The sequence below is a fragment of the Luteitalea sp. genome, assembly GCF_022842525.1.
Lineage (GTDB): Bacteria > Acidobacteriota > Vicinamibacteria > Vicinamibacterales > Vicinamibacteraceae > Luteitalea.
In genome coordinates this window covers 1-18450 of the sequence record NZ_JALHPM010000029.1, presented here as the reverse complement: position 1 = coordinate 18450, position 18450 = coordinate 1, and the positions used below count along the sequence as shown (strand labels likewise).

Here is an 18450-nt window from a genome sequence, read left to right as displayed (position 1 = left end):
TCACTTGGCGGGGATCGTCCAGAGGTACACGGTCTTGCCGTCCACCTCGATGGTCTCGTCCGGCACCCAGTCGCCCATGTCGAAATCGTGCGACACCACACGCGTGCCTGGCTTGAGCTGATCCATCAGCCGCGGCCGCAGCTTCACGTTGAGGCTGGGCAAGAGGTACAGCGTCACCACCGTCGCATCGCGGATGTCGGCCTCGAACAGGTCTTCCTGTCGAAACGTCGCCTTGCCCGTCACGCCATTCTTCGCGGCGTTCTCGTTGGCCTCGGCGATGCGCTGCGGGTCGATGTCGATGCCGATCGCCCGGGCGCCGAGTTTGGCCGCCGCGACGACGATGCGGCCGTCGCCGCAGCCGAGGTCGTACACCACGTCGGTGGGGCCGACCTTCGCGGCCTTGAGCATGGCGTCGATGACCAGTTCGCGCGTTGGCACGAAGATCACGTCAGGCCGGCGCTCGGTGGGCAGGCTGGCCGCAGGGACCTGCCGTTCATCCGTCCCGGCAGCGACGCCAGGGCTGGCGACGGCGGTGACGATGACGGCAGTGAGGAGAGCGGCCCTGGTCCCACGGGTCATGCAGGCGTCCTTTCGAAAGGCGATGAAGACTGACGGCGGGCGCGTGCGCGCACGGCCTCATCGAGGGTATCCCGAAATCTGGCCGTCGAAGCCCGGCCGCGGCGCCCGTGAGACCGCGCGAGCGATGTCGGTGCCGCAAGAGGCCGTGAGCACTCGACGGTAGAATGCGGGTCGGTCTCGTCCATGTCGGGCGGGTGACGGGAGGATCGGCATGATGCGTACGGCGATGGTGATGATGGCGGTGGTGTGTACGGCCGGGCTCGCAGCGGCCCAGGACAACCCGATGGTGGCGACCATCAAGGCGCAGCAGGCGATGATCAAGGGCAACCTGGTCAAGTCGGCGGCGAAGGTGAGCGAGGCCGACTATGCGTTCAAGCCGACGCCGGAGGTGCGCAGCTTCGGCGAGCTGGTCGGCCATGTGGCCAACGCCAACTACATGATCTGCTCGACCGCGCTCGGCGAGAAGAATCCCGCCGCGGGCAACATCGAGAAGACGGTGACCGGCAAGGCCGGCCTGGAGAAGGCCCTCGGCGACGCCCTGGCGTACTGCGATACCGCCATCACGAAGCTGACGGCCACGTCGATGCTGGAAGAGGTGAAGTTCTTCACGGGCCCGACACCGCGGCTCGGCATCTTCGCCTTCAACAACTCCCACAACATGGAGCACTACGGCAACCTGGTCACCTACATGCGCCTCAAGGGCATCGTGCCGCCCTCGAGCGAGGGACGCTAGGGTTCGTCCGGCGCACGGGCGATGCCCCAGGCATCGCCCCACTCCACCTTCCGCGCCGTGCGCCAGGCGTCGGCATCGCGGCGGGTCACCACCTCCCGGGCCACGCCCTCGGCCGTGCAGAGCGTCAGCGCGATGCGGCCCTTCTCCACGCGGGGATGCCGCAGGATGCGGCCTGACGCGGCCGCAGGCACCCCCACCCGCGACGCGACGAGATAGGCGAACTTCTCGTCCTCGTAGCCGAGCGTGCCCCCCTTCAGTTGCCGATGCCGCCGCGTGCGAGGCACACGCACGCTGAAATGACACCAGTCGTCGGTGCGTTCGCCCTCGTGAATCGGGCACGGGCCGTGATGCGGACACGGCGCCACGAGGTGCGCGTCCGCGGCCAGCAACGCCCGTCGCGCCTCGTGGATGTGGCTGAAGCCGGCCGAGGTGCCTGGTTCCACCAACACGAGCAGTTGCGTCGTCGCCTGCCACGCCGACGCGATCAGCGCGGCGCGAGCGGCCGGCGCCAGTTCGGCCAGGGCATAGGCGGCCAGCACGAGGTCGGCCGACGACCAGTCACGCGCGAGGCCGATATCGGCCACCTGCGGGGTCATGGTCACGGACCGTCCGGCGGCCGCGCCGGCGGCCAGCCGCCCGGCGATCGCGAGCAGCGTCGGATGGCGATCGACCAGCGTCGCCGTCGTCACCGCGTCGCAGTGGCGCAGCGCAGCCCAGGTCGCCGTGCCCGGTCCGGCGCCGAGATCGAGCAGGCTGCCGATGGTCGACAGCCGGGCGTCCGGGACGCGCGCCAGCGCCGCGACCACGGCTGCGTAGGTCGCGGGCAACCGGATGGCGAGATAGGCCGCGTGCCACGAGTCGTCGGTCACCGCCGAGGGCCGTTCGTGGGCGTAGTGCTCGATCAGCGCCGCGGCGGCCGACGCGAGGGCGCCCGGTGCGGCTCCGGCGAGTTCGGCGTCGATGGCCGCCTGCAGCGGGTCCGGCACGGCGACGTTCACGAGCGACGCGCCTCGCGACGCAGCACCGTTCCCGCCAGCGCGTGCGTGGGCCGTCCCTCGTCGACGGCCAGCGTGCCGTTGACGAACACGGCGTGCATCCCGGCGGCGTGACGGTGTGGCTCCTGATACGTGGCCTCGTCGCGCAGCGCCGCGAGGTCGAACACCACGAGGTCGGCGTGCGCGCCCTCGACCAGCACGCCGCGATTCGCGATCGCACACACCTGGGCTGGCAGCCCGGTCATCGAGTGCAGCGCCTGCCCGAGCGACAGGGTCTTGCGGTCGCGGACGAAGGTCGTCAGCTTGCGCGTGAACGCGCCATGGCCCCGCGGATGCGGCTTGCCTTCGCCGGCCATGTAGGTGGCGCCGTCGCTGCACGTCATCATCCACGGCTGTCGCATCAGGAACTCGATGTCGTCCATCGACATGTTGAACGACACGGTGGAGGTGTCGTGCAGCGCGACGAGCGCGATGGCCGCGTCTTCCGGCGACACGCCCCGCGCGCGGGCAATCTGCTCGAGCGACAGGCCCTCGATGCGGCGGTCCGGCGGATGGAACGCGACCATCAGGGACGCGGCGCCGCCGCGGCGACGGATGTTCTCCCGGATCTGCGGCAGCAGCTCGGCACGCCGCGCCGGATCGCTCACGAGGGCGGCGAACGCGGTGCGTCCGCCGCGCTGCGCCTCGCGCGGCACCAGCGCCGCGAACAGGCTGGTGCCCGAGGCCTCGTACGGATACTGATCGGCCCACACGGCGACGCCCCGCGCCCGCGCGGCCTCGATGTGCGCGGCACACTCGCGCGTGCGCCCCCAGGCGTCCGGTCCGAGCGCCTTCATGTGCGTGACGATGCCGATGGTGCCAGACCCTGCCGCAATCGCGATGATCTCGTCCACGGCCGCGACCACGCCGACCGAGTAGGTGCCTTCGTCGCGAATGTGGCTGGTGTGGAACGCCGTGGGCCCGATCGCCTCGGCGGCCGTGCGCATCAGATCGGTGACTTCCTCGGTGACGGCGTAGGCACCCGGCGTGTAGAACAAGCCGCTCGAGAGGCCGAAGGCGCCGGCGCGCGCGGCGGCGCGCACCGTGTCGCGCATCCGATCCCGCTCGGCCGTGGACGGGGCCCGGGGCTCCCCGCCGAGGACGCTGCCGCGCACCGCGCCATGCCCGACGAGTGGCGCGACGTTGACCCCGAGCCCGAGGGTCTGCAGCCGGGCGCGCTGGGCGTCGAGGTCGACGGGCCCGCCGCCGTCGGGGTTCACCACGACCGTCGTGATGCCCTGGGCCAGCAGGGCCTCGGCCGAGTGCAAGCCCTGGCGCGCGAGGCTCTCGGCGGCGTGCGAATGCGTGTCGATGAATCCGGGCGCGATGATGCGGCCCGCCGCCTCGACCGTTCGGCTCGCGGTCCAGCCCGACAGATCCCCGACCGCCAGGATGCGCCCCTGCCCGATGGCGACGTCGCCGCGCCGCGGCGGCTGCAGCGAGCCGTCGTGGATGAGCCCGCCGCGGACCACCACCTCGGCCCGACGCCCTTGCCTCGCACGCGCCGACCGCGCGAGGACCGCCCCGCCGACCAGCGCCGACACGCCGCCCGCCATCAGAAATCGTCGTCGATGCACGACTGGAGTGTACCGGGTCGGCCCCGCGTGCGCAGGCCGCACCCAACCGCCGTCGGGCTCGCGGCGTCCTCTTGTATGAGACGATTTCGATCAGACCCTGCACCGACGTCAACCGGCGAGGAGGCCGCGCATGTTCGAACCCAAGTTGTGGAAGCGGGACCGCACCGATCGCGGCTATCCGGTGGATGCCTTCGGTGAAGGCCTGGCCGAGGACGCGCCACACAGCGGCGCGTGGCTCGGTGACCGCCCCGGCCTCGACGCCACCGGCGAGCGCCAGACGCTGACCTGGGTGGGCATCAGCCTCGTCGGCATCGGCGTCGGCATCCTGCTGACACGTGCGCTGATGGGGCACGACGACGTGGAGCGGGTGCGCGGGTGGTTGAAGCCCGGCGCGCAGGACGCGCGCGACGCCCGGATCGACGAGGCCTCCGACGAGTCGTTCCCCGCCAGCGACCCGCCGTCGTTCTCCCCCGGCACGGCCAGCGTGTCGTAGGCGGCGGGCCGACCCGTCCATCGGCCTGCCGACATCCCCGCCCCCCGCGCCACCGGCGCCCGACCGCCCCCCGCGGTCGGTTGGCGGGGCGATTCCTCAGCATCCCGGCCGTTTTCCCTGCTTTCCGCGACGTCTGTCGTGACGACGGCCCGTGGCGGCCCCGGCGCGCCGCGCGTGGTCCGCCGGCGTCAGGCTGGAGCCCGTCTTGCATCGGCTGAGGTCCAGCGCCTCCGTCGTGCCGTTCACGCCACCGCCACCGACTCGTCTGCTCGTCGCGCACGTCCTGCTCGTCGCCACCGCCTACGCGGGTGCGGCGTGGGCCGGGTTCCGCCTGCTCAGCGTGCCGGGGTCGAGTGCCATCATCTGGCCGGGCGCCGGCCTGCTGGTCGGGGCGCTGCTGCTGCTGCCGCGCCGCGCCTGGGCGCCGACGCTGGCCGCGTCCTGGGCCGCTACCGCGAGTCTGCAGGTCTGGCTGGGCGTCTCGCCGGCGGTGGCGACGCCGCTGGCCGCCATCGGCGTGGCCGAGACCGTCGTCACGGCGTCGCTGCTCTGGCGCTGGCGCCCCAGCATCACCCAGTTCTCGACCATGGGCGACATGTTCGCCCTGGCCTCGATCGGCGCGGTGGTCACCGCGGTGGCCGGTGCGCTCGGGGCGCTCCTGGTGTGGACGACGGGCGTCTCCACCGAGACGGCGCAGCACATGTGGACGGTGTGGGCCTCCGGCCATGCGGTGGGCATCATCCTCTTCGCGCCGCTGTGCCTGACCTGGAACCGGCAGCGGGTGCCCCAGTTCACGCCGGTCCGCGCCACGCGGATCACCGAAGGCGTTCTCGCCTTCGGGCTGTTGCTGGCGGTGACGAGCCTGGTCTTCTTCAACGGCGTCGGCGACGTCGCGGCCCCGCTGCTGCTGTCGTTGCCCTACGAGGTCCTCCCGTTCGCCATCCTGATCGCCGTGCGGTTCGGGGTGCGGGGCGCCGTGTTCGGCATGGTGCTCATGGCGCTGGTCGCGGTGGCGGGCACCGCGGCGGGCGGGGGCGCGTTCCGCCTGACCCACCCGGCCCTCGGCGACCGCGTCATCGTCACGCAGTGGTTCACGGCCACGCTGACGCTGGTGAGCGTGTTGCTCGCGCTGGCAATGGAACAGGCGCGCTGGCAGGAATTCCAGACGCGGCTGCTCAACGAAGCGCTGGCTGAGGCCAACGGCGTGCTCGTGCACGAGATCGGCGAACGCGAACGCGCGGCCCTGTCCTTGCGCATGCTCCTCGACGCGACCCCCGAGGGCATCGTCGTCGTCGATCACGAGGGCATGGTCGTCGAGGTCAACAGCGCGCTCGAGTGGATGTTCGGCTATACCCGCGGGCAGTTGCTCGGGCAGCCGAGCGACATGCTGGTGGCCGAGCCTGACCGCGACATGGTGCAGGCCTATCGCGTGCGGTATGTCGCGACTCCGGAAGAGATGCTCACGCGCGGCCCGGGGCCGGACCTGCAGGCGTTGCGCAGCGACGGCAAGACGTTCCCGGCGCAGGTCGGGCTGAGTCCGTACCGGCTGGGCGACGAGTTGCGCATCATCGCGACGGTGCGCGACGTCACCGAGCAGCGGGCCGCCGAACGCCGCATGGAGACGTCCCTGCGCGAGAAGGAAGTGCTGCTGCGCGAGGTGCATCACCGCGTCAAGAACAACATGGCGGTGATGTCGAGCCTGTTCTATCTGCAGCAGCGCTACGCCAGGGACCCCGACACGATTCGCGTGTTCCGCGAGAGCGAGTCGCGCGTCCGGAGCATGGCGATGGTGCACGAGGTCCTCTATCGATCGAGCGACCTGTCGGCCGTCGACTTCAGCCGGTATCTCGAGTCGCTGGTCGAGCACCTGGCCAACGTCTACCGCGGCACGCTGCCGGGGCTGCGGCTCGAGCTGGACCTCGAACCGATCCGGCTGTCGATCGAGCAGGCCGTCCCGTGCGGTCTGCTGCTCAACGAAGTGCTGACCAATGCCTTCAAGCACGCCTTCGTCGATGGCGCGCCGCCGGTGCTGCACGTGCTGGCGCGCGCCCGCAACGGCGAGGTGCGCATCGAGGTCATCGACAACGGCGTCGGCATTCCCGACGACCACGCGCCGGACCGGACCCAGACCCTGGGCCTGCGGCTGATGCAGGCCCTGACCGAACAGCTCGACGGCACCATCCTCACCGCGCGGCAGGCACGCGGCACGCGCACGACCCTCACCTTTCCGCTCATCGTGGGTACCTCCGTCGGCACGCCGATGCCTGACGTGGCCACCGCATCATGATCTCCACACTGCCCGACACCACCGCCACCGGTTTCGACATCCGCATCCTGATCGTGGAGGACGAGCGCCTGCTCGCCGAGGAGTTGCGCGAGCGCCTCGTCAGCATCGGCGCGACGGTCGTCGGCGCCGCCGTGACCGGCACGCAGGCCGTCACCCTGGCCAAGCAGCTGCGCCCGGATCTGGTGTTGATGGACATCCGCCTCAAGGGCGACATGGATGGCATCGACGCCGGCACATGGATTTCACGCGCGCTGGGCACGCCGATCGTCTTCCTGACGGCGCATTCCGACCAGATGACGGTCGAGCGCGCCAAGGCGGCGAGCCCCTACGGCTACATCCTCAAGCCGCTGCAGGAGCACGAGCTGCGCGTGACGCTGAGCCTCGCCATGCACCGCTGTCAACTCGAGCGAGAGCTGCGCGCCAGCGAGCAGCGCTTCCTGACGACGCTGAGCAGCATCGGCGACGCCGTCATCGCCACCGATGTGGTCGGGCGTGTCACCTTCGTCAATCCGATCGCGGAGCAGATCACCGGCTGGTCCCGCAAGGAGGCCGAGGGGCGGGCGGTCACCGAGGTGTTTCCGGTGGTCACCGAGCACGACCGTGCCACGGTGCTGCAGCCGGCGCTGCGCGTGTTGCAGAGCCATGGCGTCGAGGTGATGCCCGAGCCCGTGCTGCTGCTCACGCGATCGGGGCAGACGCGGCTGGTGGAACACAGCGCCGCGCCCATCGCCGATGGCGCCGACGTGCGGGGCGCCGTGCTGGTGTTCCGCGACGTGTCACAGCGCCGCGAGCAGGAGGATGCGGCACGCGAGGCCGAGTTGCGGTCGCAGCAGGCGCAGAAGCTGGAGGCGGTCGGACGTCTGGCCGGTGGCGTGGCGCACGACGTCAACAACATGATGACGGTGGTGACCGGGTACGCCGAGTTGCTGCTGTCGCAGCTGCCGGCCAGCGATCCCAACCGCGGCCTGGTCGAGGAGTTGAAGCAGGCCGGGGACCGCACCGCGGGCATCACCCGGCAACTGCTCTCCTTCAGCCGGAACCGTGTGCCGCGCCCGCAGGCCGCCAACGTCAGTGATCTGCTCACGAGCATCGAAGCCCTGCTGTCGCAGGTGCTGCCGCCCAACATCACGTTGCGTCGGCTGACGCACGTCAGCCGCGCCCAGATTCGCGTCGACACCGGCCAGTTCGAGCAGATCCTGCTCAACCTGGTGCTCAACGCCCGCGACGCCATGCCGCGGGGCGGCACGCTGACCATCGAGACCACCGTCTCGTCGCTCGATGCCGGCTGGCATGCCGACGACCACGAGCAGTTGCCGGCGGGCGACTACGTGCTCGTCACGGTCACCGACACCGGCTCCGGCATTCCGCCCGAGATCAGCCAGCGCATCTTCGAGCCGTTCTTCTCCACCAAGGCCGACGGGCACGGCACCGGCCTCGGCCTGTCGGTCGTGCGCGACATGGTGCGCGCCGCGGGCGGCCAGGTGCTGCTCTACAGCGAGCCCGGGCATGGCTCGTCGTTCAAGCTCTACTTTCCGCGCGTCAGCAACGTGGACGACGAACCCTTCTCGTGGGGACGCGAGGCCGACGACGAGGACCTCCGCGCCGAGGCACCGCGTGTGGTCCTGCTGGCCGAGGACGAGGAGGCGGTGCGCAGCCTCACCCGCACGCTGCTCGAGCAGCACGGCTACACGGTGCTGGCCGCGTTCGACGGCGAGGAGGCGCTGGAGATCGCCGCCGCGCACGAGGGACAGATCGACCTCGTCCTCACCGACGTCGTCATGCCGCGACTGGGCGGGCGCGAGCTCGTGCAGCGGGTCGGGGCCGTGCGGCCGGACGTCCGGGCGCTGTTCATGTCGGGCTACACTGCCGACACCGTCCTGCGGCAGGGCATCATGCGCGATGGCATCGCCTTCCTGCAGAAGCCGTTCAAGGGACGCCTCCTGCTGCGCACCGTGCGGGACGTCCTGCGCCGACCGGCCGTCCGACCCTAGATGAACTTCCTCGCCCACTTCCTGCTCTCGGACAACGAGGACGACCTTCGCCTCGGCAACCTGCTGGGCGACGTGGTGAAGGGGCGAGTGGAACGCTACGATCATCCGGGCGTGACGCCACGCCTGCGGACCGGCATCCGCCTGCATCGCACCATCGACTCGTTCTCCGACAGCCACGCCGTGGTCCGGCGGAGCAAGCAGCGGATCGCGGCACGCTACGGGCGACTGTCGGGCGTCATCGTCGACGTCTACTACGACCACGTGCTGGCCCGGGAGTGGGCCACGCATGGGCAGGGCACGTTGCCGGCATTCGCCGAGGACGTCTACGACACGCTCGACCGTCACCTGGCGCGCCTGCCCGCCGATGTGCACCCGCTGGTGCGGGCCATGACGCGCGGCGACTGGCTGGCCGGCTATGCCGACATCGCCAACATCGAGCGCGCCCTGCGGGGCCTCGCGCGACGGGCGCGGGTGGCCGCCGGCATCGGGACGGCTGCCGAGGAGCTGGCCCGCGACTACGACGCGCTGTCGGAGGATGTCGCCGAGTTCTTCCCCGCGCTGCGCGCGCACTGCACCAGGTTTCTCGCGGACGCCACCGCCGACGGGTAGGGCCGGTTCTCTGAACGGCAGGGCCGGCGCTCCGACCTGTCCGCCGAAGCGTTCGCGAAGGCGGAACCGGCCGTGCACCGTGCGCTACGATTCGAGCATGGGCGCCACCAACGACGGTCCGCACGGCGACACCGAAGGCGTGCACCCGGCCACGCCGGGCAGCTACGGACTGCCGCCCGCGGGCGAGCGGTTGCCGGAGGCCACGCGGCTCGGCCCCGTGCGGCTGCAGGTCGCCGACATCGACCGGTCCACCACCTTCTATCGGGACGTCCTCGGGCTCCGCGTCGTGACGAGGACCATGCGGGCGGCGGCCCTGGCGCCGCAGGACGACGATCGGATCCTGATCGAATTGCGTGAACGGCGCGGGGCGGTGCCGGCGACCGTCCGCGCCCATCTCGGGTTGTTCCACTTCGCCATCCTGGTGCCGACGCGGGCGACGCTCGGCGGGTTCGTTCGCCATCTCTCCGAGGTGGGCGAGCGGGCGGGCGCGGGCGACCATCTCGTCAGCGAGGCGTTCTACCTGACCGACCCCGATGGCCTGGGCATCGAGGTCTACGCCGATCGGCCGCGCGAGACGTGGACGCGGCTCGGGCGCGAGCTGCGCATGGCCACCGACCCGGTCGACGTCAGGGGACTCGTTCGCGAGGCCGGCGGCGCCGCGTGGACGGGCCTGCCCCCGGGCACCGTGATGGGACACGTGCACCTGCACGTCGGCGACCTCGCGCGAGCCGACGCGTTCTACGCCGAGGCGGTCGGGTTCGATCGCACCACACGCCGCTACCCGGGCGCACTCTTTCTCGCGGCCGGCGGCTACCACCACCATCTCGGCACCAATACGTGGGCCGGACCGACGGCCGACCCACCGCGGCCCGACGACGCGCAGTTGCTCGCGTGGACGCTGGAACTTCCCGATGCCGCCAGCCTGGGCGCGCTCGCGGCCAGGCTCGATGCCGCTGGCCACCCTGTCACGGCCCTCGAGGACGGCATCGCCGTCCAGGACCCGTGGGGCACGACGCTCGAGGTTGGCGTCACACTAGGACGATGATGCCGTCTTCGCCTTCTGCGTTTGCCACCTATCCCAGCCTGCGGGATGCCGCCGTCCTCGTCACCGGCGGCGCGTCCGGCATCGGCATGGAGATCGTGCGGGCCTTTGCCGGCCAGGGCTCGCGCGTCGCCTTCCTCGATTTCGACGAGGCGCACGGCGCTCGTCTCGCCGCCGACCTGCAGGCGACCGGCGCGCAGGTCCGGTTCGAGCCCTGCGACCTTCGCGACATCGACGCGCTGCGACGTGCCGTCGCCGCGGTGGCCGAGGCGCACGGCCCGGCGCGCGTGCTGGTCAACAACGCCGCGCGTGACGACCGGCATCGGTGGGAAGACGTCACGCCGGCGTTCTACGACGAGCGCATCGCCACCAACCTGCGGCACATGTTCTTCGCCATCCAGGCGGTGGCGCCCGGCATGATTGCCGCGGGCGGCGGGTCGATCATCAACCTCGGATCGGACTCGTGGTGGCGCGCCGGCGGCGGCTTCCCCGTCTACACCACGGCCAAGGCGGCCGTACACGGCCTGACGCGCGGCATGGCGCGCGATCTCGGCCCACATCGCATCCGCGTCAACACAGTGGTGCCGGGCTGGACGATGACCGAACGGCAGCAGCAGCTGTGGGTGACGCCGGAGAAGCTGGCGGCGCAGCTCGCGGCGCAGTGCCTGCCCGACCCGCTGGAGCCGGTGTACGTGGCGCGGATGGCGCTGTTCCTCGCGTCGGACGACTCGGCGATGTGCACCGCGAACAACTACATGGTGGAAGCCGGGTCCATCTAGTCAGGGGACGAGGGACAAGGGGAGAAGTCACAAGGGCGGCGAGGGACGGGGGACGGGGATTCGAACGGACAAGGGACACGGGGTAGGGCCCGTTCTCCGAACGGGCCGTCAGCGTCAGCTCGCCCGCGCCGGGCCGACGTCGCGGCGGCCCGGCGGCGGTGCGATAATCGGCAAGCGCGCGCCCGTAGCTCAGCTGGATAGAGCACCGGCCTTCTAAGCCGGGGGTCGCAGGTTCGAGCCCTGCCGGGCGTACCATTTAAGTTCTTATAATACAATAAGTTATGGACTATCAACAGGCGAGGCTAGGAAGGCCTCGACGCTTGGGGGTGCATTAGGGGTGCGGAGGAGGAAGCCGCACGCCGGGTCGGGCGCAGCAGAAGATCTCGGGACTACGCTCTTTGTAGGTAATCGCTGATACCTCCTTGTGACTCGGCTCATTCCGGAGCTGTGCCCCCTCCGACGCGGTGTTCGGAAACCAGCCGCGTGCGGTATCGGGCACGGGCTCGAACCTTGGATTCAAGGACTGAGCCTGCTTCCATTTCCTGGGCGCTCTGCGCGATGACGGTGTCTGGTGCCTTCAACGGCGGCGCCGGCTGGCCGGGCGCCCTGAGGGCGATCGCGACGAGCGGGCGAACTGCGCCGAGTGAGCCGATGTCGGGACCGTGTTGGGTGCCTCTTCCCGCGGACGCTGAGGCGGCGGAGCAGGGCTACTTCGAATGGCCACAAGCGATAGAGGGGGTGCCAACTAGCCGGGTCTCATTCGCTGTTGCAGGTCAGCCAGGACTCTCAGTCTGCTCCGGGCGCTCCGCAAGTGGTCGGCGATTTCCTCGGCCAGAAAGTTCGGCTCGGGCAGGTTCTCCGACGACACGCGGCGCTCCGAACCGCCAGCGCCGATGAATTGTGGCGTGACCTCCCATGCCTCGCGGACTTCCAGACAGCACCGTCGAGGGAGGCAATCCGGGTGCGCCGACAAGCGTGGAGACGAACCCGCACGAGTCTACCGACCTGTTCTAACTCTGAGTGTCGCGGCTTCACAGGACGACGGCCTCAGGTAGCGCCGCTCCCATTCGCCCTGAAAATGCCGCGTTCGTGCTGAGTCGCCCTGAGGTGTTCGGATGTCCATGCTGCAAGATCCGGTAGCTGCACTGAGGCAGGCCGCGTGGTACCTCGACAACTCCTCACTTGAGGTGTTCCCAGGTGCGTTCGAGCTTGCTGCAGGTAATCTGTGCCGACAGACGATCGAGCAGGTCTTGTTGATCGTTTGCTTCTTCTCGGGCATGCCTCGTAACCGCTACCTGCGAGCCCATGGACAACTCCGTACTTCTGGCGAGTTGCTGAGAGCCTTGGACGGCCGCGTGCAGCCCACTGGCTTGACGTACTGGGCTGCCGCAGCTCAACGCGGCAGTAGAGTTCGCAAGTTGGTGCGAGCCCGGCGGACCATTGCGAAGTGGGCACGAATCCTCAACGAGCCGTCACATTTCTCGATACGGTCCCGGCAGACAGACACGAACTTGCTCCGCCAGTTCGTCGGCGTGGCCCAGCCGTGGTTCGACGAGAAGGACAAGAACGTGCTCGTGGCGATCCTGAACGACGCCATTTCCCGAGGTAGGTTCGTAGCTGAGTTGGGGCCGGAGCCTTTGAACATCCCCCATATTCGGACGCGAGTGGTCCTAAAGGCTGCAGATATAGGTCGGAACTCGGACGGGAACCTGACAACGTCGTGTGCGGTACCACACGCAGTCACATCCAGACGTATACCCCTTCGTGGACGATGGCCTCGAATGCCGGTGTTCCTTGAGGGCACCGGAGATATCGGCATCACGATCGAGTGGGTGAACAGGCACGGACATCGCATCGACCTGCGCGACTTCCGCAACGTTCTTGTTGGCTTGTCTACGACGGAAGAGGATCGGCTTGCGCTAGCGCGGCGCCTGAAGCGCCTCGGGATCGTGGTGCGCTACGGAATGACGGAGTCGCCGCCCCCGGCCGCCCCGTAAGACCGGAGCCGTGGTCCTGGAGTGGACCGCCGACAGTCCGCGATCGACACGGGAGTCGTGGACTACGTGCTCTCGCTGCCGTCGATTGCGGCCGCGCTCGTCAAAATCGTCCGGGGTGTCCACGCCGGCTGCCGCACGACGCGACCCGCTGGCGCAATCTGGAGCCGCCGGCTGCATGGCGCGTGGCATGACTGCCCTCACAATGTATGTCGCCAGGGCATTAACTCGCAGCGCTGCTACCAACGGATGTCGTGTGGCAGAGTTGCCACTCGTCCAGGTCAACACGGCGATAGACAATTCGTCGCGCACCCGCTTTTACGTACCGCGGTGCGTCGGCCCTAGATCGAAAACGACGCGTCCTAGACTTCTTCAGCCAGGCGGCGCTCATGCCGATGTAGCGTGCCGCATCTCGCTCCGACAGGCTCGCGGGCAGGATGCTGGTCTCTGGCAGCGCCAGTGATGGTGCAGGCGCTTGGCCCATATTCCTAATGCTCCTCACTCTCATGGCTCTGACTCCTCGTTGACGATGAGAACCGCTGCCCAGACGCTGCCAAGAGGCAGCGTCTGGGACCGTGTGGCTGAAACGGCCTACGAGGCGTTGGCCTCGCTGACCTCTCCTTCCAGCTCCCCGTAGGCGCGCAGCACGGCATCGCGGATGCGGTTCTGTGCGTTGGGGTCCATAACGGGGCGTAGCAGCGAGAAGCTGCGACGCTCGCCGTGAACGGTGAACTGGCGCGCGGGGAACGTGACATTGCGGCCGTTCCCGTCGCGCCGCTGCCAGACAGCGAAGCCAATCAGCTTCAGGCCATCCAGCTCGCCGCCGGTGAAATGCACTTCGGCGTCGGCGAGCTTCCCAGGCGGGACGTTGCGATCGTTCGGCAGGATGCGGACGGTGGTGCGCACTGTGCTTTCCATGTGAGTCTTCTCCTTGCGATGCCGTCAGTCCGGACGGAGCGGTGAATCAACTGGCGCGGGCGAGGTCGGGATCCGGAACGAGCGGCGCCTTGAGGCGCTGCCACAGCCAGAGCTGCAGCGTGCTGAGGCTGACGAGGACCTCGTCAGGCGTCGTGAGCTGGTGCCCGGCTTCGGTGTAGCGAGCGCGCTGCCAGGCGAGTTCGATGGCGTCGATGAGGACCAGGCGCGCGCTGGCGGTCGAGCGACGTGACCCGAACGCCTCCGGGTCGTTGGCGAAACCCGCCAGGTCGCTGACCGAGGACCGATAGAGCGTCATCGTCGCGGGTGCGTCGAGCGTGGCGGGCGCGGCCGTGATGTAGGCGTGGTACTGCCGCACCTGCTGGCCGATAGCCACGGTGATGTGCGGCGTGATTGCGGTCGTGCGCATGGAGTCTCTCCTTTCGGTGTGCGTGTGCTGAGCAGTTCTGCCTGCCATCACGTAAGTGCCAGGGCTGGCGACGCGCAGGCGCTCGTCAAGCCCGATAGCCCCAACGGGGTCGGCGCATCGCGCCGAGGCTTGACGGGGCCGAGCGGCGCCGTACGATCGCGAGACGTGATGGCCGGTGAACTCCGGCGTCAGGGTGTGAGCGGCCACAAGGGGCGGGCATCGATCTGCCCGGCCTCGCGGAAGCTGTAGTAGCGGTCGCCGTCGCCGACGATCAGGTGATCCAGCAGTGGCAGGTCGAGGATGTCGCCGGCGGCCTGCAGTCGCTTGGTGAGCGCCACGTCGTCCCAACTCGGCGTCGGGTCCCCGCTCGGATGGTTGTGCACCACGATCAGGCACGTCGTGCCTGGTGTGAGACACGCCGGCACGAAGACGTCCGGGAGCGAGACCGGCGTGCTCGACCGCGTGCCCCGTGAGACGAGGTGCCACGCCAGTAGCCTGAAGCGCGCGGAGAGGCACGCCACCCCGAACACCTCGACGACCTGGTCGGCGATCAGGGGCGCCAAGGCCGTGGCCGCCATGCTGGGGGCGCTCAAGATGCGCGTGGAGGTCCCGACGACACGCCCCTCGGCATCCCGGAGCGGACGGTACGTGCAGATCAGTTCGCGGACACGATGGGTGGGCGCCGCAGCCGGTGCGGCGAGTGCTCGTGCAGTCATGGCAGGTTCCTTTCGCAGACGCAGCGCCTCGCGGTCCGCTGGACGCGCGAGGGCCGCACCCGTGACGACGGGGACCGTCGTCACGGGATGACGTGGACGTGAATGCAGGACGAGTGACCTGACGCATGGCGACACCTCGGGCGTTTGGGGAACACCTGGCTCTGGTGAGCGGAGGTCACGGCATGCGGCGAGGCCGCGTGCGAGGGCGTTCGACGGGATCGAACGTGTGGCGTCTGGCGACAGCCGTGCGGGGGATCCCCGCACGGCGACAACCAGTTCAGTGCGCGAGCGCCAGGAGGCGGCCGGCGGCGCGGTCGAGTGCGAAGCGTCCATCCTGCCAGGGCGTCCGCTGGCTGACACGCGTCAGCCCCTGGACGTAGCCCCAGACCGAGCGGGGGTTCGACTCGTACTGCTCCGCCACGAGGTACGCCTCGGTGGCCTGCTTGACCGACAAGTCGACCCGCTGGGCGACGGTGTCGATCACCGCCTCGCGCGTCGGACCGAGCTCCTGGGTCGTGGCCCGCAGGAGCAGGGTGCGATCGGCGGACGGGTCGGCGTCGAGTGCCGCACGGACCTCCTCCAGCGAGGACGTCCACGCTTCCTGGATCGACGCACCCACGTGCCGGCGCCGGAAGCCGGCCACGTGCTGGAATCCCCAGATCAGATGATTCGCGCACACGGCACGAAACAGGAACAGATCGAGGGTCAAGGCGGCGGCGCCCACGTCGCTGTTCCGAAGGATGAACCCGCGGAACAGGCCGGCCTGGGTGGAGTCGCTCGGGTCCTCGAGGTCGCGATTGCCGTCGACGAGGAAGAGAAACATGTCCCGATCTCCCAGATAGGCACCGGACGGAACCCGTTCGGCACCGAAGACGCCGTCCTTGTAGCCGAGCGGCAGATGCCAAGCCGGATGTGCGGACATGAGGTCGAGCACCCGGCCGGCCAGCTCGTCGTGGTGGACGCGTGCGTACCTCGTGGAGGTGATCGCATGCACGGTCCGCGGGTCGTCGTGCTCGACGAAGAGCTGATGCTCGTCGCGGGCCTGACGCCTGAGCCCGTAGTTGATCGCGTCGGAGGCGATCGCCGCGGGCAGGCTGCGGAGGTACTTCGGCGGGGCTCCGGCGATGCCGGCGAGTTGCTCGAAGCTCCAGTGCGTCAGGCCGAGTCGCACGCCGAATGCGTCGTTGAGGACGAGCGCATCAGTGGCCACGGCCTCGGTCCTGAGATTCGCCGTGTCGACCGCGCGCGCGCCGATGCGGGCGCGGCGGCTGCGTGCGGCGTCATAGAGCGCCGACACGCTGGAGTACCGTTCGTCGGGAGGCCTGGTGGCCCATTCCCGATGGGCGGTGTACGCGGAAACTGCCGACACGAATGCTCCGTTCATGGTGTGCTCCTTGTCAGTGCCCGGTGGGCGGTTGAGGGGGAGACGGGCTCCACGTCGCGGAACGACACGTGGAGGGGTGGCCAGGGCAGCCACAGGAAGAGCAACAGACCCGAACGGTGTGAGAGCTTGTTCTTACGCGTTGGTCATGCGGTGCGCTGCATGTCAGTAGGTCTCCTCTGTATTCGGCGCGTGGTACTCGCGGCGAAGCACCAGAGCGCCGGCGATCTGGGTGACGACCAGCGTGTGCTGGATGAGGCGCGGCGCTTTCGGATCGGCCAGCCAGGTCAGCTCGCGGACGTGCAAGGTGATGCTCGCAGCTGGCACGGCGGCCTGCATCTCCTGCAAACGGCCCCATTGCGCGGCGGTCGCGGTCACGGCCTTGCGTCCGGTGCACCTGAAGTCGGCCGGCGTGACCACGGCGCCGGCGTAGCTCGGCGACTGCCGAAGGAAAACTTGCAGGCAGAGCCCGCCGTCCCGAACGTAGCGCTGATACACCGCGAGCGGCGCAAAAGCCTCGTCGGTCATCGCCTCGATAGCTTCGTCCATGGGCAGCAGGCCGACCGCGTGCCGGGCGCGTTGCTCGGGTGACCCATGAGCCGCCGCCCATGCCGCGATCGCCTCCTTGCGCGCGTCGTGAAGGCGCAGCCCCTCGGTCCGCTCCGTTTGCGTGCGCACGCGGGCCTGCTGCAGGTCGGCGCGGAAACGACGGTGCGCTTCGGCCGGCACATCCCGCGCCGGAATGTCCTCGTCATGCGCATCGAACTGCACGCGGCCCTGGGACGTAACCAGGACGCACCGCGTCGGCGAGGGCGAAGGATGCACCATGGCGCGCTGGGCCGGATCGGCCAGAAACCCCGCCGCCACCTCGTTGCGCCACGTGCGTTCGGCGTCGCGACGCGTCGACCGCCGAGCGGAGCGCTCGGCCAGATAGGCGCGCTCCAACTCGTGGTTGCGGGCCGCGTCCTTGAACAGTTGGTCGATGGTGGGCGGCGCATCGTAGGACGGCGGTTCCTCGATGCGTCGGATCCGCTGGTCCTCATCGACCTCGAACCGTGGGCTCAGTCTGAGCCGCGCCTCGCCACGGGCACTCACCGCGACCAGGTGCAGGCGGTTCGCCGGTACCGACACCTGCAACCGCTGCACCGTGTGGCCATTGCCGCTCTGGAGCAGCGACGCCTTCCTGCCGGCCTCCGACAGGTGGTACACCGCGGCCACCGTCAGCGTGCGGTTGCCCTCCGGCGTCGGGACAGTCTGCGACGCCACGAGTTCAGGACGACGGATGACGGTGGGTGACGCGGTCTCCATGGCGTAGTCCTCAGCTAGCTGACTGTGGATGCGAGGACCGCCTGTCCACGAGCCGTCCGGTGAACGGCGGCGTGGACGCGGCGGCAGGGTCCAGGTGACAGGCTGGTGGGCGTGTCACCTGGGATGCCTGAAGACGTCAGGCCTGGACAACCTCGGTGGCGCTGTACGCGTCGAGGATCAGGTCCCGAATCGCCTCCTGAGTGCTCGCCTCTCCATTCGAGGGGCGAAGCAGTGCGAAGCTCCGGCGTTCTCCGTTGACCGAGTACACGCGGGCCGGGAACGTCACGTTGCGCCCTCCGCCACGTCGTTCCCAAACGGCGAAGCCAACGAGCTTGAGTCCCTTGAATGGACCCGCGTCAGCTTCGAAGACCACCTCCGCATCGGCGAGTTTCCCGGCGGGCGTACTCGCGGTGCTGGGCACGATCTTCACGGACACCACTGCTGAGCTGTGCTTGGACATGGTGCTCTCCTGTGAACGCCGAGGATTGGAAACCGACGGCGTGGGTGCGTTCGCGCGGATCAGGGTGATGCCGCGGAACAGGGGCGGGACGTGCGACCCGTGGGGTGCACACGTGGTGACGG

17 protein-coding genes and 1 tRNA gene are annotated in these 18450 nt (G+C 69.4%); 9 read left to right on the top strand and 9 right to left on the bottom strand.

The genetic code is table 11. The annotated features are described in order from the left end of the window. Positions 1-579 carry a class I SAM-dependent methyltransferase gene (locus tag Q0C41_RS08315; protein WP_291982734.1) on the bottom strand — a complete coding sequence of 193 codons (579 nt, stop codon included), beginning with the start codon at positions 577-579 and terminating at the stop codon, positions 1-3. Positions 580-793: 214 nt separating this feature from the next. Here Q0C41_RS08315 and Q0C41_RS08310 point away from each other — a divergent pair, with 214 nt between their 5' ends. After that, positions 794-1312 carry a DinB family protein gene (locus Q0C41_RS08310; RefSeq protein WP_291982732.1) on the top strand — a complete coding sequence of 173 codons (519 nt, stop codon included), beginning with the start codon at positions 794-796 and terminating at the stop codon, positions 1310-1312. Here the strand turns inward: Q0C41_RS08310 and Q0C41_RS08305 are convergent. Both Q0C41_RS08305 and Q0C41_RS08300 read right to left on the bottom strand, forming a co-directional pair. After that, positions 1309-2310, bottom strand: a complete 1002-nt coding sequence (locus tag Q0C41_RS08305; RefSeq protein ID WP_291982730.1) for a small ribosomal subunit Rsm22 family protein — start codon at positions 2308-2310, stop codon at positions 1309-1311. The genes Q0C41_RS08310 and Q0C41_RS08305 overlap by 4 nt on opposite strands. Further along, positions 2307-3923 (bottom strand): amidohydrolase family protein, encoded by a 1617-nt coding sequence (locus Q0C41_RS08300; RefSeq protein ID WP_291982728.1) that lies wholly within the window; start codon positions 3921-3923, stop codon positions 2307-2309. The genes Q0C41_RS08305 and Q0C41_RS08300 overlap by 4 nt, the downstream gene beginning before the upstream one ends. A gap of 130 nt (positions 3924-4053) precedes the next feature. Here Q0C41_RS08300 and Q0C41_RS08295 point away from each other — a divergent pair, with 130 nt between their 5' ends. The 8 genes from Q0C41_RS08295 to Q0C41_RS08260 all read left to right on the top strand — a co-directional run bounded on the left by Q0C41_RS08295 (position 4054) and on the right by Q0C41_RS08260 (position 13121). Continuing rightward, positions 4054-4416, top strand: coding sequence for a hypothetical protein (locus Q0C41_RS08295; RefSeq protein WP_291982726.1), 363 nt, complete (start codon positions 4054-4056; stop codon positions 4414-4416). Between the two features lie 205 nt (positions 4417-4621). Further along, a complete protein-coding gene (locus Q0C41_RS08290; RefSeq protein WP_291982725.1) occupies positions 4622-6703 on the top strand; it encodes an MASE1 domain-containing protein in 2082 nt (693 codons plus the stop codon). Continuing rightward, a complete protein-coding gene (locus tag Q0C41_RS08285; protein WP_291982723.1) occupies positions 6700-8694 on the top strand; it encodes a response regulator in 1995 nt (664 codons plus the stop codon). Before Q0C41_RS08290 ends, Q0C41_RS08285 begins: the two co-directional genes overlap by 4 nt. Next, positions 8695-9303: an ACP phosphodiesterase gene (locus Q0C41_RS08280; RefSeq protein ID WP_291982721.1), complete on the top strand. Its 609-nt coding sequence runs from the start codon at positions 8695-8697 to the stop codon at positions 9301-9303. It begins immediately after the preceding gene. 97 nt (positions 9304-9400) lie between these two features. After that, a complete protein-coding gene (locus tag Q0C41_RS08275; protein WP_291982719.1) occupies positions 9401-10348 on the top strand; it encodes a VOC family protein in 948 nt (315 codons plus the stop codon). Continuing rightward, positions 10348-11124, top strand: coding sequence for an SDR family oxidoreductase (locus Q0C41_RS08270; protein WP_291982717.1), 777 nt, complete (start codon positions 10348-10350; stop codon positions 11122-11124). Before Q0C41_RS08275 ends, Q0C41_RS08270 begins: the two co-directional genes overlap by 1 nt. Before the next feature lie 178 nt (positions 11125-11302). Beyond that, positions 11303-11379 (top strand) — tRNA-Arg (locus Q0C41_RS08265). A gap of 1526 nt (positions 11380-12905) precedes the next feature. Next, the gene (locus tag Q0C41_RS08260; RefSeq protein ID WP_291982715.1) at positions 12906-13121 is read left to right on the top strand and encodes a hypothetical protein; all 216 of its coding nucleotides are present in this window, start codon (positions 12906-12908) and stop codon (positions 13119-13121) included. A 588-nt stretch (positions 13122-13709) separates the two neighbouring features. Here the strand turns inward: Q0C41_RS08260 and Q0C41_RS08255 are convergent. The 6 genes from Q0C41_RS08255 to Q0C41_RS08230 form a co-directional block, all read right to left on the bottom strand. After that, positions 13710-14036: a hypothetical protein gene (locus Q0C41_RS08255; RefSeq protein ID WP_291982713.1), complete on the bottom strand. Its 327-nt coding sequence runs from the start codon at positions 14034-14036 to the stop codon at positions 13710-13712. Between the two features lie 46 nt (positions 14037-14082). Further along, positions 14083-14463, bottom strand: coding sequence for a hypothetical protein (locus Q0C41_RS08250; RefSeq protein WP_291982711.1), 381 nt, complete (start codon positions 14461-14463; stop codon positions 14083-14085). A 188-nt stretch (positions 14464-14651) separates the two neighbouring features. Beyond that, positions 14652-15179, bottom strand: coding sequence for a RadC family protein (locus tag Q0C41_RS08245; protein WP_291982709.1), 528 nt, complete (start codon positions 15177-15179; stop codon positions 14652-14654). 277 nt (positions 15180-15456) lie between these two features. Then, entirely contained in the window at positions 15457-16563 is a 1107-nt protein-coding gene (locus Q0C41_RS08240; RefSeq protein WP_291982707.1) for a DUF932 domain-containing protein, read from the bottom strand. Positions 16564-16725: 162 nt separating this feature from the next. Next, the gene (locus tag Q0C41_RS08235; protein WP_291982705.1) at positions 16726-17868 is read right to left on the bottom strand and encodes a hypothetical protein; all 1143 of its coding nucleotides are present in this window, start codon (positions 17866-17868) and stop codon (positions 16726-16728) included. Positions 17869-18004: 136 nt separating this feature from the next. Further along, the coding region (locus Q0C41_RS08230) for a hypothetical protein (RefSeq protein ID WP_291982704.1) at positions 18005-18450 on the bottom strand (446 nt) is incomplete at its 5' end.